The sequence below is a fragment of the Enterobacter sp. CP102 genome, assembly GCF_025152625.1.
GTDB classification, from domain to species: domain Bacteria; phylum Pseudomonadota; class Gammaproteobacteria; order Enterobacterales; family Enterobacteriaceae; genus Enterobacter; species Enterobacter soli.
On sequence record NZ_CP104014.1, the window covers coordinates 1,290,043 to 1,304,609 of the forward strand.

At 53.8% G+C, this 14,567-nt stretch carries 14 protein-coding genes; 1 reads left to right on the forward strand and 13 read right to left on the reverse strand.

The window, feature by feature from the left end:
- Positions 1-7 precede the first annotated feature (7 nt).
- The 8 genes from mrdB to leuS form a co-directional block, all read right to left on the reverse strand.
- On the reverse strand, positions 8-1,120 hold the full coding sequence (gene mrdB, locus N1249_RS06015) for a peptidoglycan glycosyltransferase MrdB (RefSeq protein WP_259835417.1): 1,113 nt from the start codon (positions 1,118-1,120) through the stop codon (positions 8-10).
- A gap of 2 nt (positions 1,121-1,122) precedes the next feature.
- Entirely contained in the window at positions 1,123-3,024 is a 1,902-nt protein-coding gene (gene mrdA / locus N1249_RS06020) for a peptidoglycan DD-transpeptidase MrdA (RefSeq protein WP_014069326.1), read from the reverse strand.
- A gap of 28 nt (positions 3,025-3,052) precedes the next feature.
- Positions 3,053-3,520 carry a 23S rRNA (pseudouridine(1915)-N(3))-methyltransferase RlmH gene (rlmH, locus tag N1249_RS06025; RefSeq protein ID WP_014069327.1) on the reverse strand — a complete coding sequence of 156 codons (468 nt, stop codon included), beginning with the start codon at positions 3,518-3,520 and terminating at the stop codon, positions 3,053-3,055.
- 3 nt (positions 3,521-3,523) lie between these two features.
- Positions 3,524-3,841, reverse strand: coding sequence for a ribosome silencing factor (rsfS, locus tag N1249_RS06030; protein ID WP_014069328.1), 318 nt, complete (start codon positions 3,839-3,841; stop codon positions 3,524-3,526).
- A 269-nt stretch (positions 3,842-4,110) separates the two neighbouring features.
- The gene (gene nadD / locus N1249_RS06035) at positions 4,111-4,776 is read right to left on the reverse strand and encodes a nicotinate-nucleotide adenylyltransferase (RefSeq protein ID WP_014069329.1); all 666 of its coding nucleotides are present in this window, start codon (positions 4,774-4,776) and stop codon (positions 4,111-4,113) included.
- A complete protein-coding gene (holA, locus tag N1249_RS06040) occupies positions 4,769-5,800 on the reverse strand; it encodes a DNA polymerase III subunit delta (protein ID WP_217186164.1) in 1,032 nt (343 codons plus the stop codon). Before holA ends, nadD begins: the two co-directional genes overlap by 8 nt.
- Positions 5,800-6,369: an LPS assembly lipoprotein LptE gene (gene lptE / locus N1249_RS06045; RefSeq protein ID WP_259835429.1), complete on the reverse strand. Its 570-nt coding sequence runs from the start codon at positions 6,367-6,369 to the stop codon at positions 5,800-5,802. Before lptE ends, holA begins: the two co-directional genes overlap by 1 nt.
- Positions 6,370-6,383: 14 nt before the next feature.
- Complete coding sequence (gene leuS, locus N1249_RS06050) at positions 6,384-8,966, reverse strand: leucine--tRNA ligase (RefSeq protein ID WP_257272665.1); 2,583 nt, start codon at positions 8,964-8,966, stop codon at positions 6,384-6,386.
- 214 nt (positions 8,967-9,180) lie between these two features.
- Between leuS and N1249_RS06055 the strand changes: the two genes are divergently transcribed.
- A complete protein-coding gene (locus N1249_RS06055) occupies positions 9,181-9,663 on the forward strand; it encodes a zinc ribbon-containing protein (RefSeq protein ID WP_259838001.1) in 483 nt (160 codons plus the stop codon).
- A 490-nt stretch (positions 9,664-10,153) separates the two neighbouring features.
- Here N1249_RS06055 and rihA read toward each other — a convergent pair whose 3' ends face one another.
- The 5 genes from rihA to N1249_RS06080 form a co-directional block, all read right to left on the reverse strand.
- On the reverse strand, positions 10,154-11,095 hold the full coding sequence (gene rihA / locus N1249_RS06060) for a pyrimidine-specific ribonucleoside hydrolase RihA (RefSeq protein WP_259835434.1): 942 nt from the start codon (positions 11,093-11,095) through the stop codon (positions 10,154-10,156).
- 120 nt (positions 11,096-11,215) lie between these two features.
- Positions 11,216-11,941, reverse strand: coding sequence for an amino acid ABC transporter ATP-binding protein (locus N1249_RS06065; protein WP_014069335.1), 726 nt, complete (start codon positions 11,939-11,941; stop codon positions 11,216-11,218).
- The gene (gene gltK / locus N1249_RS06070; RefSeq protein ID WP_014069336.1) at positions 11,941-12,615 is read right to left on the reverse strand and encodes a glutamate/aspartate ABC transporter permease GltK; all 675 of its coding nucleotides are present in this window, start codon (positions 12,613-12,615) and stop codon (positions 11,941-11,943) included. The genes N1249_RS06065 and gltK overlap by 1 nt, the downstream gene beginning before the upstream one ends.
- Positions 12,615-13,355 (reverse strand): glutamate/aspartate ABC transporter permease GltJ, encoded by a 741-nt coding sequence (gene gltJ / locus N1249_RS06075; protein ID WP_217186161.1) that lies wholly within the window; start codon positions 13,353-13,355, stop codon positions 12,615-12,617. The genes gltK and gltJ overlap by 1 nt, the downstream gene beginning before the upstream one ends.
- Positions 13,356-13,509: 154 nt before the next feature.
- Complete coding sequence (locus tag N1249_RS06080; protein WP_182274114.1) at positions 13,510-14,415, reverse strand: amino acid ABC transporter substrate-binding protein; 906 nt, start codon at positions 14,413-14,415, stop codon at positions 13,510-13,512.
- Positions 14,416-14,567: the final 152 nt, after the last annotated feature.

Here is a 14,567-nt window from a genome sequence, read left to right on the forward strand (position 1 = left end):
CTTATTTTTATACGCTTTTGGACAACATTTTTCTGTGGGTATGGATCGACATCACGATACCAAACCCGGCCATCAACACGATCAGTGCCGAGCCCCCGTAACTGACCAGCGGCAGCGGTACGCCTACAACCGGCAGAATACCACTCACCATACCAATATTTACGAAGACATAAACGAATAAAATCAACATCAACCCGCCGGCCATCACGCGGCCGAACGTGGTTTGTGCGCGTGCCGCAATCCAGAGCCCACGCATGATAAGCAGCACGTAGAGCGCCAGCAGGATTAAGATGCCAACCAGCCCCAGCTCTTCCGCCAGAACCGCAAAGATAAAGTCAGTGTGGCGCTCTGGTAAGAATTCAAGCTGTGATTGCGTACCGTGGAGCCAGCCTTTACCGCGCAGACCCCCGGAGCCAATCGCAATCTTCGACTGAATAATATGATAGCCCGCACCCAGCGGATCGGTTTCCGGGTCGAGAAGCATCATCACGCGCTGGCGCTGGTAATCATGCATCAGGAAGAACCAGAGGATCGGGATGAAGGCGGCAATCAGCACAACCGCGATACCAATCAAACGCCAGCTCAGACCCGACAGGAACAGCACAAACAGACCGGACAGCGCGATAAGAATCGAGGTACCGAGGTCAGGCTGTGCGGCAACCAGTAAGGTTGGCAGGAAAATCAGCACCAGCGCGATGGCGGTGTTTTTCAATGACGGCGGGCAGACGTCGCGGTTGATAAAGCGCGCCACCATCAGCGGGACGGCGATTTTCGCTATCTCTGACGGCTGGAAGCGGACTATACCCAGATCCAGCCAGCGCTGCGCACCTTTGGAAATCGCGCCGAAGGCATCTACCGCCACCAGCAGGACAATACAGAAAATGTACAGATAAGGCGCCCAGCCTTCATAGACGCGCGGCGGGATTTGCGCCATCACGACCATAATCACCAGGCCCATTGCGATCTGGCCGATTTTGCGTTCCATCATGCCGATGTCCTGGCCGCTGGCGCTCCAGATAACCAGGGCGCTATAGATCAGCAGAGCCAGCAGGATCAGCAGCATGGCAGGGTCGATGTGGATTTTATCCCACAGCGATTTTTTATTTGGATTATCCGTCATGATTATTGGTCCTCCGCCGCAGCGGATGCCGGGTTTTCAGTCGGCAGTTCGGTGTTGTTGTCACCCAGCATAATATGGTCGAGGATCTGGCGCATGATCGTACCAACAGCCGGGCCAGCGCCGCCGTTCTCCAGGATCATCGCCACCGCAACCTGCGGGTTATCATAGGGGGCAAACGCCGTCATGAGCTTGTGGTCACGCAGACGCTCAGCAATTCGGTGCGCGTTATAGGTTTCGTTCGCTTTCAGGCCAAATACCTGCGCAGTACCGGATTTAGCTGCCACTTTATACGGCGCACCGGCGAAGTATTTATGGGCCGTACCGTTCGGACGGTTGGCTACGCCGTACATACCGTCTTTTGCGATTTCCCAGAAACCAGAGTGAATATCCCCAACCGGCGTTTCATGTGGCTGGTTCCACGGTACTTTCTTACCGTCTTCCACCGTGCTCATGAGCAGATGAGGCACTTTTACCACGCCATCGTTGATGAGGATCATCATTGCTTTGTTCATCTGCAACGGCGTTGCCGTCCAGTAGCCCTGGCCGATACCCACAGGAATGGTATCACCCTGATACCACGGCTTTTTAAAGCGCTTCAGCTTCCACTCACGGGTTGGCATGTTGCCAGAACGCTCTTCCGACAGGTCAACACCGGTGTAATGTCCGTAGCCGAACTTACTCATCCACAGTGACAGACGGTCAATACCCATGTCATAGGCCACCTGGTAGAAGAAGGTATCCGCCGACTCTTCCAGTGATTTCGTGACGTTCAGATGACCGTGGCCCCATTTTTTCCAGTCACGGTAGCGTTTATCGGAACCCGGCAACTGCCACCAGCCAGGGTCAAACAGGCTGGTATTACGGTTAATTACCCCCGCGCTGAGGGCCGAAACGGCCACATACGGTTTAACCGTAGATGCCGGAGGGTAAACCCCCTGGGTCGCACGGTTGACCAGCGGCGTGTTTGGGTCGTTCAGCAGGCCAGAGTAGTCTTTGCTGGAGATCCCGTCGACAAACAGGTTCGGGTCGTAGCTTGGCATGGATACCATCGCCAGGATGCCGCCACTGCGAGGGTCGGTCACGACAACCGCGGCACGGCTGCCAGCCAGCAGGGTTTCGATATATTGTTGCAGTTTCAGATCGAGCGTCAGGTAAACGTCGTGTCCCGCCTGCGGAGGCACTTCTTTCAGCTGGCGGATCACGCGGCCACGGTTATTGACTTCAACTTCTTCATAACCGGTCTGGCCGTGCAGAACGTCCTCGTAATAACGCTCAATCCCCAGCTTACCGATATCATGCGTTGCGGCGTAGTTCGCCAGCTTGCCGTCTTTATCGAGTCTGTCGACGTCTTTATCGTTAATTTTGGATACGTAGCCAATAACGTGCGTCAGGGCCGAACCGAAAGGGTAGAAGCGGCGTTTATAGCCTTTAACTTCGACTCCGGGGAAGCGATACTGGTTTACCGCAAAACGGGCAACCTGGACTTCCGTCAGGTTCGTTTTGACCGGAATGGAGGTGAAGCGGTGTGAACGCGCGCGCTCTTTCTTGAACGCTGCGATATCGTCATCGTTAAGGTCGACAACGCTTTTTAGCGCATCGAGCGTATCCTGCACATTGTCCACTTTCTCCGGCATCATCTCGATTTGGTAGATGGTGCGGTTAAGTGCAAGCGGCGTGCCGTTACGATCGTAAATAATGCCGCGGCTCGGGGCGATGGGAACCAGTTTGATACGGTTTTCGTTGGAACGCGTCTGGTAATCGGTAAAGCGGACAATTTGCAGATTATAAAGGTTGGCGATCAGCACGCCGGTAAGCAGCAAAATCCCCGTAAAGGCGACCAGCGCCCGGCGCACAAACAGCGCGGACTCAGCCGTATAGTCGCGAAAAGAATTCTGTAGTTTCATCCGCTGCTTAATCTACCCTGGTCAGTCACTACTCGCGGTGATATGGGTGGTTGGTAGTAATGCTCCACGCGCGGTACAAGCTTTCTGCCACCAGTACCCGAACAAGCGGGTGGGGGAGAGTCAGCGCGGAGAGAGACCAACTTTGTTCTGCTGCCGCTTTACAGGCAGGGGATAACCCTTCTGGCCCGCCAATCAACAGACTGACGTCACGACCATCCTGCTTCCAGCGCTCCAGCTCGTGCGCCAGTTGCGGCGTATCCCAGGGCTTGCCTGGAATATCGAGGGTGACGATGCGGTTTTTGCCTGCGGCAGCCAGCATCAGCTCTCCCTCTTTCTCGAGAATACGTTTGATATCCGCGTTCTTGCCGCGCTTTCCTGCTGGGATCTCCACCAGTTCGAACGGCATATCTTTCGGGAAACGACGCAGATATTCAGTAAAACCCGTTTGTACCCAGTCCGGCATTTTTGTGCCGACGGCTACTAGCTGCAACTTCACGCATTAACCCCAGAGTTTTTCCAGCTCATACAGGCGACGGCTCTCTTCCTGTAAAACATGGACAATAACATCGCCGAGATCGACAACAACCCAGTCAGCGGTGGCTTCGCCTTCAACACCAAGCGGCAACAGGCCAGCCATACGCGATTCCTGAACCACATGGTTGGCAATTGACACCACATGGCGAGTCGATGTACCGGTGCAAATGATCATGCAATCGGTGATGCTGGATTTGCCCTTAACGTCGATAGCGATGATGTCCTGACCTTTCAGGTCATCAATTTTGTCGATAACAAAATCCTGGAGTGCTTTACCCTGCAAGTTTTCCCCCTGGGTGAATGAGATTGTGCAACTATAAATTCGTGGCCAGACAGTATACCTGAACTGACGCCAGTGTCGGGACAAATGTCACCGGCCGGGCTTTTGAAGGCGGGTATCATCCCACCCTCCGCCTGAGATTGCATCGCCATTTTTGTAAAACAATTTCTGTAAAGCAATGATCGGCGGGAAAGTCTGGCAGCGGAGAATATCAGCATGGTCAGGCCTGTCAAGGCAGGATAGCGAATAACAGGCTTTTTCCTGCATCATGCTTATTCTTCGGTACTTTTCTGATACAGCCCGTGCTGGTGAATATATGCCAGCACAGCCGTTGGCAGCAGGTCATCACAGGCGAGCCCTTGTTGCAGGCGTTCGCGAATAATGGTGGCCGAAATATCAAACCAGGGTGTTTCTGCCAGATAAATCTTCCCGGCAGGCTGATTATGGAGATCTTCCACATTGTCTGTCAGGTGCGCTTCCAGCCACTGCTGATGTTGTTCTTCTCGCATGGTCAGCGGATAACCCGGACGGCGGCAAACCAGCAAATGACTGTTTTCCAGAATGGTTTCGTACTTATGCCAGCTGGGAAAATTGAGCAGAGAATCCTGGCCAATAATAAACGCCAGCGGCTGTTGCGGCCCTTTTTCGGCGCGCCATTCCTGCAACGTTTGGGATGTCCAGGAAGGTGTGTCGCGCCGCAATTCCCGCTCATCAAGCGTAAACAGCGGTTTATCCGCTATCGCCAGCGCCAGCATTTCTTTGCGCTGTTCGCTGGTGGCTTCCGGCTGAGGGCGATGCGGTGGAACGTTATTTGGCATGACTATCACACGCTGCAAGCCTATCTGGTTCGCCAGTATCTCCACCGGTTTCAGATGCCCGTAATGAACCGGGTCGAAGGTGCCGCCATACAATGCCTGAAGAGAATGCATATTATCCATCGATAAAAACGTCTGCCAGCGCCTTGTGGCAAAGCAGCAGAGAAAGACTTTCCAGCTCAGCCCAGACCGACTGACCATAATCCTGTTTTAGCGTCAGCTCAGCGCGCATCAGCAATTGTATGGCCTGGCGAAGCTGTTCATGACTCAGGCGATTTAATGCCTCGGTGGTCATGGCGCGGCGGTTTTGCCACACGCGGTGTTTGTCGAACAGGGAACGCAGCGGCGTATGCGCAGACTGACGTTTCAGGTTGGTCAACAGTAACAGCTCGCGCTGTACCGTTCGCAGCAGGATAACTGGCTCACTGCCTTCAAGACGCAGCTGCTGCAAAATATGCAGAGCGCGTTTACTCTTCGCCGACAGCAGGGCATCAACCCAGTGGAACGGGGTAAAGTGCGCGGCATCATTCACCGCCTGCTCAACGCGCGGCAGCGTGAGTTTGCCATCGGGCCACAGCAAGGAAAGTCTGTCCAGCGCCTGCGCCAGTGCCAGCAGGTTACCCTCGTAGCAGTAGCAAAGCAGCTGATTGGCTGCGTCATCCAGCTGGAGATTGTGCTGTTTTGCCCGCGCGGAAACCCATTTTGGCAGATGTGCCTGTTCGGGTGTCTGACAGGTGATCAGTACGGAGTGCGCCGCGAGTTGGGTAAACCATGCCGCGTTTTCCTGAGCTTTGGTCAGCTTATTGCCGCGCACAATCAGCAGCAGATCGCTGTGTAACAAACTCACCAACGTCGCCAGCTGTTCATTGATGGCCGCGTTAGGACCATTGTCCGGCAGCAGGATCTGAATCGTCTGGCGCGATGCGAACAGGCTCATCGCCTGGCAAAGCGAGAAGAGGGCATTCCAGTCTGTGTTGTTATCAAGCTGGAAGGTGTGGTGTTCATCAAAGCCCTGCGCCGCCGCAGCCTGTTTGACGGCATCAAGACTTTCCTGAAGCAATAACGGATCGTTTCCGAGCAGCAGATACGCCGCGCGCAGCCCTTCATTGAGCTGCGCGCGGAGTTGTTCAGGATACAACCTGATCATCAGTTACCCATCGAGGTAGAAACCGGCAGCGCATTGGCATCCGGTTTATCGATGATATCAGCACCTTCTTTAGAAGTTGCCTCAATGCTAGGCAGTTTACGGATCAGCTGTTCAGCTGCTTTGTCGTACATTTCGTTAATGATAATTTGCTGCTCGGCGTCTTTTGCCAGCGCAGTTTGTGGGTTATCAAAGAACGAACGGTAGACCTTCGTGCTGATTGGATAAATGTCTTTACCCGGGATCAGTACAGCAGCGCTAACCGACATCACCATCTGGTACTCAGCGGTACGGCCGTCCTGGAAGATAGACGCCGTGTCTTTGCTCAGGGTCATACCCAGAACACGCAGAGACGGCACATCCTGGCGCAGCGTTCCTTTCTCGATAAGCTCAACACCGTTCAGGCGCAGCTGGCTGCGAATTGCCCGGCTAAGCGGACCGTTCGGATCCGATGAATCGAAGATCATGGTTTTCATCTGGGCAGGCACTGCCGTGGTATTGCGCAGGTGCCAGCCACAACCAGCGGTGACAAGCACCGCCAGAGATAAGAGTATTGTTGCCAGTTGTCGCACGTTTCCTCCCGCGCTTAGCCAACGACCAGATTCAGCAGTTTACCTGGTACGTAGATAACCTTACGTACGGTAACGCCCTCAAGATACTTCGCAACCAGATGTTCCTGACCCGCGCGCTCGCGAACCTGTTCTTCGGTCGCATCAACAGCCACGGTAATTTTACCGCGTACTTTGCCGTTTACCTGCACTACCACAAGCGTGGTGTTTTCCACCATGGCTGATTCGTCGGCAACCGGCCATGGTGCGTTGTCGATATCGCCTTCGCCTTTCAGCTCATGCCACAGCGTGAAGCTTGCGTGTGGTGTGAACGGGTTCAGCATCCGCACAACGGCCAGCAGCGCTTCACGCATCAATGCGCGATCCTGCTCGCCTTCCTGTGGTGCTTTCGCCAGCTTGTTCATCAGTTCCATAATAGCCGCAATTGCGGTGTTGAAGGTCTGACGACGACCAATATCATCGGTCACTTTGGCAATAGTTTTATGAACATCACGGCGCAGCGCCTGCTGATCTTCGCTCAGTGCTGCTGCGTTCAGCGCAGGTGCATCACCCTGAGAGGTGTGCTCGTAAACCAGTTTCCAGACACGTTTCAGGAAGCGGTTAGCGCCTTCAACGCCTGATTCCTGCCACTCCAGCGTCATGTCAGCCGGGGAAGCGAACATCATGAACAGACGCACGGTATCTGCGCCGTAACGCTCTACCATTTCCTGCGGGTCGATGCCGTTGTTTTTGGACTTGGACATCTTGCTCATGCCGGTATACACCAGTTCATGACCTTCGCCGTCTTTGGCCTTCACAATGCGGCCTTTCTCGTCACGCTCAACAATCGCGTCTTTCGGAGAAACCCAGTTACGCTCGCCGTTCACGCCAACATAGTAGAAGGCATCTGCCAATACCATGCCCTGACACAGCAGCTGTTTTGCTGGCTCATCAGAGTTCACCAGGCCTGCATCACGCATCAGCTTATGGAAGAAGCGGAAGTAGAGCAGGTGCATGATCGCGTGTTCAATACCACCGATGTAGATGTCAACCGGCAGCCAGTAGTTAGCGGCTTTCGAGTCCAGCATCCCGTCCTGATACTGCGGGCAGGTGTAGCGCGCATAATACCAGGAAGATTCCATGAAGGTGTCAAAGGTGTCGGTTTCACGCAGCGCAGGCTGGCCGTTCACGGTGGTTTTCGCCCACTCAGGATCGGCTTTGATCGGGCTGGTGATACCGTCCATGACCACATCTTCTGGCAGGATAACCGGCAGTTGATCTTCTGGGGTTGGCAGCACAGTGCCATCTTCCAGGGTCACCATTGGGATTGGCGCACCCCAGTAACGCTGACGGGAAACACCCCAGTCGCGCAGACGGAAGTTCACTTTGCGCTCACCAACACCTTTTGCTGCCAGTTTGTCGGCAATGGCGTTAAAGCCGTCTTCAAAGCTCAGACCGCTGAATTCACCAGAGTTAAACAGGGTGCCTTTTTCGGTCAGTGCCTGTTCGGACAAATCAGGTTCAGAGCCGTCAGCCGCCAGAATGACTGGCTTGATGGCCAGACCGTATTTGGATGCAAACTCGTAGTCGCGCTGATCGTGGCCCGGAACGGCCATCACGGCACCTGTGCCGTATTCCATCAGAACGAAGTTTGCCGCCCAGACCGGGATCGCTTCGCCAGTCAGTGGGTGAATGGCTTTAAAGCCGGTATCAACGCCTTTTTTCTCCATCGTCGCCATGTCGGCTTCGGCCACTTTGGTTGTGCGGCATTCGTCGATGAAGGTAGCCAGTACCGGGTTATTTTCGGCAGCTTTCTGCGCCAGAGGGTGACCTGCGGCAACTGCCAGGTAGGTCGCGCCCATGAAGGTATCCGGGCGAGTGGTGTAGACGGTCAGCGTTTGATCGTAGTTTTCAACGTTGAAGGTGATTTCTACGCCTTCAGAACGGCCGATCCAGTTACGCTGCATGGTCTTAACGGTATCTGGCCAGTGATCCAGATTATCCAGATCATTCAGCAGTTCGTCAGCGTAAGCGGTGATTTTGATAAACCACTGTGGGATCTCTTTACGCTCAACTTTGGTGTCACAACGCCAGCAGCAGCCATCGATAACCTGTTCGTTCGCCAGAACGGTCTGGTCGTTCGGGCACCAGTTAACGGCAGAGGTCTTCTTGTACACCAGGCCTTTTTTGTACAGCTCGGTGAAGAATTTTTGCTCCCAGCGGTAGTATTCCGGGGTGCAGGTGGCCAGCTCGCGGCTCCAGTCGTAACCAAAGCCCAGCATTTTGAGCTGGTTTTTCATGTAAGCGATGTTGTCGTAGGTCCACGGTGCTGGTGCAGTGTTGTTTTTAACCGCAGCACCTTCAGCAGGCAGGCCGAATGCATCCCAGCCGATAGGTTGCAGAACGTTTTTGCCCAACATGCGCTGGTAGCGTGCAATCACATCACCGATGGTGTAGTTACGCACGTGGCCCATGTGTAGTCGACCAGAAGGATAGGGAAGCATCGACAGGCAGTAATACTTCTCTTTGCTCTCGTCTTCGGTGACTTCAAAAGTGCGCTTCTCGTCCCAGTGTTGCTGGACTTTAGATTCTATCTCTTCCGGGCGGTATTGCTCTTGCATGGCAGCCAGTGGTCCTGTTTTCAATACAGCTACAAATGTAGCCAATGGATGTGGTATTTCAGATCCGCATAGCATAGCCCAAACGTCCGCGTCAAAACAGCCTTTCACGCAAATGCGCTTTGCAGGAATTTACCGGGTCTGTGCTGCACCTGGCAAAGCGGCGATGAAATAAGGTCTACTATTAGAGATAGTTACTTACCCGGGAGGCAAAATGATGAACAAGGTTGCTCAATTTTACCGCGAACTGGTCGCCACACTCACGGAACGCCTGCGTAATGGTGAAAGAGATATTGATGCGCTGGTTGAACAGGCGCGAGTAAGAGTGATGCAAACGGGTGAGTTAACGCGAACGGAAGTGGATGAGGTAACACGTGCTGTGCGGCGCGATCTGGAAGAGTTTGCGCGCAGTTACGAAGAGAGTCAGGACGAAATCACCGACAGCGTTTTTATGCGCGTGATTAAAGAGAGTCTGTGGCAGGAGCTGGTCGATATCACCGACAAAACCCAGCTGGAGTGGCGCGAGGTGTTCCAGGATCTCAATCATCATGGTGTGTACCACAGTGGTGAAGTGGTGGGGCTGGGAAATCTGGTGTGTGAGAAGTGCCATCACTACATTGCGGTGTATACGCCTGATGTGCTGCCGCGTTGCCCAAAATGCGGGCACGATCAGTTCCAGCGTCGGCCGTTTGAGCCCTAGGTAACAGTGCTGGTTTGTTCCCTCTCCCACAGGGTTGAGGAATCCCCACAAAAATACGAGCACGGACGGCTCCCTCTCCTTTTTGGGGAGAGGGTTGGGGTGAGGGGGAACATACAGCTCAGGTGGTCATTCCGTTCACTTTATATTCCTTGCTACTCTGTCACTACATTACCGGTGAACGTGCCAGGGTAGCTCACCGCCGCTACCCTGGCGACCCGGGCTCCCGGCAAGAAAATCGCCGCTTCGCGGTACCCTCAGCTTATTCCTTTCGGCTTTCGGGTCGGGCGCGATGCAGCGTCCATGCAAGTCGCGCCCTCTCGGCGCATCCATGCGCCTCGCCCCGGCCTACAGGAAACGCTTCGGCGATTTTCGGCCGGACCATGGCACTGCTGTAAGCCTTTTATTTCAATGGCGTAATGTCATCGCTGAATTAAAGACACAAATTACTGGGGAACCCTCAGCCCACAGGGAGAGGGCCAGGGTGAGGGCATCAGGCCGCAGAATAATAAGCCAGCCTCTCCGCCAGCAAATCCACAAACGCTTCCCGATCGATATCCACCATCAGTGTCGTATTAGGTTTATTTCCGGTCAGCGAATAGTAATCCACCACCGTCATCCCCTGGGTATATTTCCCCGCGGTTTCCACGCCCACCCAGCGTTCCACGGTTGTGAACATCTCAGGCTTCAGCAGCCAGGCAATGGTGCACGGGTCGTGCAGCGGTGCGCCGTGAAAGCCCCACTTCTCGGCTTTGTGATACTCCATAAAGAAGTCGAGCAGTTCGGCCACGGTTGTCGCAACCGGGTTGCCCACCGAGCGGAAGCGCTGAATATCGTCCGCCATAATCTGCGCGCGGTGGGTAACATCCAGCCCCGCCATCACAATCGGTAAACCCGACTGGAAGACAATTTCCGCTGCTTCCGGGTCGACAAAGATGTTGAACTCCGCCGCAGGCGTCCAGTTCCCAAGCCCCATCGCACCACCCATAATCACGATGCGGGCGATTTTCTTATGCAGTTCCGGGTGGCTGTTTAAGAGCAGTGCGACGTTAGTTTGCGGGCCGGTTGCCACCAGCGTCACGGGTTCAGCACTTTCACGCAGCACCTTCGCCATCAGCTCAACGGCCGTGCAGTTTTGCGGCGCAAATCCCGGTTCCGGCAGTGCCGGGCCGTCAAGCCCTGATTCGCCGTGCACATTGTCGGCAATGATCAGCTCGCGCATTAGCGGCTTAACCGCACCGCCTGCCACCGGAATATCCGTGCGTTTTAACAGCGTGAGCATCCGCAACACGTTGCGCAGGGTTTTATCCGGGGTCTGGTTTCCGGCTGACGAGGTGACAGCTTTTAAGTCCAGTTCAGGGGAGGCAAGAGCAAGGACGAGGGCGATCGCGTCATCATGACCTGGATCGCAATCGAGAATGATAGGCAGTGCCATAGAGTTCTCCATTTTTAGCGTTATTTTGTGACAAGGGTAACGCTGCAATGTGACGCCGACGAGAAGAAGAGATGTAAAGCGTGAAGCAGTGCGCAATCCGCAGATTGCGCACTGAGAGGATTAATGCAGGATTTTGGCGAGAAAGTCTTTTGCGCGTTCAGATTTCGGGTTGGCGAAGAACTCTTCTTTCGGCGAGTCTTCTACGATCTTGCCTTCATCCATAAAGATCACGCGGTTGGCCACTTTACGGGCGAAGCCCATTTCGTGCGTCACCACCATCATGGTCATCCCTTCATGCGCCAGTTCAACCATCACATCCAGCACTTCGTTGATCATTTCAGGATCGAGCGCAGAGGTGGGTTCATCAAAGAGCATGGCTACCGGATCCATACACAACGCGCGGGCGATCGCCACACGCTGCTGCTGACCGCCGGAAAGCTGCGCCGGGAATTTATCGGCGTGAGCGGAAAGCCCCACGCGCTCCAGTAACTTCAGCCCTTTTTCGCGCGCGAGTTTTTTATCACGTTTAAGCACTTTTACCTGAGCCAGGGTCAGGTTTTCGATAATGGAGAGGTGCGGGAACAGCTCAAAATGCTGGAACACCATCCCGACGTGGGAGCGTAGCTGAGCCAGATTGGTTTTCTTGTCATTAACTTTGGTGCCGTTAACGAGGATCTCACCCTGCTGCACCGGCTCCAGGCCGTTGACGGTTTTGATAAGCGTAGATTTACCGGAACCGGACGGCCCGCACACCACCACCACATCGCCTTTTTTCACTTCGGTTGAGCAGTCGGTCAGCACCTGAAAGTGCCCATACCATTTAGAAACATTTTTCAGGGAAATCATTATACAGTCCTTTTCTTCAGCCAGCTGACCAACAGCGACGCGCTTAAACTAATCACAAAATAGACCCCACCTGCGAAGAGGACCATCTCGACCTGCGTACCATCACGCTCACCGATGGTGGAAGCGGTACGGAAGAAGTCTGCCAGGCTGAGTACGTATACCAGAGAGGTATCCTGGAACAGCACGATGCCCTGAGTCAGCAGGAGTGGAACCATGGCGCGAAACGCCTGCGGCAGAATGATGAGCTGCATCGACTGCCAGTGCGTCATCCCCAGCGCCAGTGCAGCACTGGATTGCCCACGCGAGATACTCTGGATACCCGCACGGATAATCTCTGAGTAGTAAGCGGCCTCGAACATGGAGAACGCCACCATCGCTGAGATCAGGCGGATGTCGGTTTTCGGTGATAGCCCCAGGACGTTCTGCAAGAAGCCTGGAACAATCAGATAAAACCACAGCAGCACCATGACCAGCGGAATGGAGCGGAAGACGTTAACGTAGGCGGTAGCAAACCAGGCGAACGGTTTAAAGCTCGACAGGCGCATGACCGCCAGCAATGTTCCCCAGACAATACCAATGACGATGGCGATAACGGTGATTTTTAAGGTAATCACCAGGCCATCCAGCAGGTATGGCATGGAAGGAACGATGGAACTCCAGTCAAAATCGTACATTATTTGCCTCCCAGATTGCCCGGCAGGCGAATTTTGCGTTCAACCAGGTTCATCACCAGCATGATGAAAGCGTTAATCAGAACATAGGCGAGCGTTATCGCGGTGAAGGATTCCCACGCATGGGCGGAGTAATCCAGCAGTTTGCCTGCCTGTGCCGCCATATCAACCAGACCGATGGTGGAGGCGATGGCTGAGTTTTTCACCAGGTTCATCATCTCTGAAGTCATTGGTGGAACAATCACGCGGTAAGCGTTAGGCAGCAGCACATAACGGTAGGTTTGTGGCAGCGTTAGGCCCATCGCCAGACCGGCATTCTTTTGCCCGCGAGGCAGGGACTGAATGGCCGCACGTACCTGCTCGCACACGCGGGCCGCGGTAAACAGCCCCAGACAAAGCATCGAGGAGACAAAGAACTGAATGTTCGGATCGAGTTCTGACTTAAACCACATGCCAATATTTTCAGGCAGCAGTTCAGGCACAACCAGATACCAGGTAAAGAATTGCACAATCAGCGGAACGTTACGGAACAGTTCCACATACAGGGTGCCAAGGGTTGAAAGAAAGCGGTTAGGGACGGTACGTAAAATACCGAACAGCGAGCCGACAAGAAACGCGATTATCCATGCCGTAATGGATAGCGCGACAGTGACCTGAAAGCCGCTCCATAACCAGCCAAGATAGGTGGTGTTGCCGAACGGGGCTTGTTGCAGAAAAATGCCCCAGTTCCAGTCGATTGACATAATAAACTCCAGAAAAAAAAGGGTAGCAGCGCTACCCTCGAAGATTGGTGAGAAGCTAATTTTCGCGCTGAGTGGGGAACGACCACTCAACGTATAGTCTGTCCGTGCTTCCCGACAATCGAGAGGGCAGGAGGTCCCGCCCCTGTTGTTCTAATTAGTTAAGAGCCTTGTCGTTTGGTGATTTGAACAGTGCTTTCATGTCGTCAGACAGTTCAAAGTTCATATTGAGATTTTTTGGCGGAATTGGGTTCTTGAACCACTTGTCGAACCATTTTTCCGCTTCGCCGGAGGTCTGCGCCTGAGCGATGGTGTCATCGATCAGTTTTTTGAAATCAGCGTCATCTTTACGCAGCATACAGCCGTAAGCTTCTTTGGATTGCGCGGTGCCGACGATTTCCCAGTTATCTGGTTTTTTCGCTTTAGCACGCTCGCCTGCCAGCAGTGCGTCATCCATCATGAACGCCACTGCACGGCCGCTTTCCAGCGTACGGAAGGAGTCGCCATGGTCTTTCGCACTGATGATGCGCATATCCATTTTCTTCTCGTCGTTCAGCTTGTGCAGCAGAACTTCAGAAGTGGTACCGGATGTCACCACAACCGCTTTGCCTTTCAGGTCAGCAAAATCTTTAATCTCGCCGCCTTTCTTGGTCAGCAGGCGGGTACCTACCACGAAGATGGTGTCAGAGAACGCAGCCTGTTTCTGGCGCTCAAGGTTATTAGTGGTTGAGCCGCACTCAAAATCGAAGGTGCCGTTTTGCAGCAGAGGAATACGGTTCTGCGAGGTGATAGGAATCAACTTCACCTGTAAATCAGGCTTGTTCAGCTTTTTCTTCACGGCTTCAACGATGGCGTTGGAGTAATCCTGTGAATAGCCCACGACTTTTTGCGTGTTGTCGTAGTAAGAGAACGGGACAGAAGATTCACGGTGGCCGACCACGATCACGCCGTTTTTGGCAATCTTGTCGAGAGTGCTCCCGGCAGCCGGAGCGTCTTCAGCGTGGACAACGCCTGCGGACATCCCCATAACCAGCATTGCTGTGGCCAGTTTACGTAATTGCATACCCAACTCCTTTTTTATCAGCGCCAGTGACGCATTGATACCCATTGTGATGTTGTTATATCTCGCGCTATGCGAGTGCAGTGTTATGCAAGCTTGTTAACATTTAGTCTGGCTTAATGTAAAGATTTTGCTGCGTTATTGTTTATTTTTGC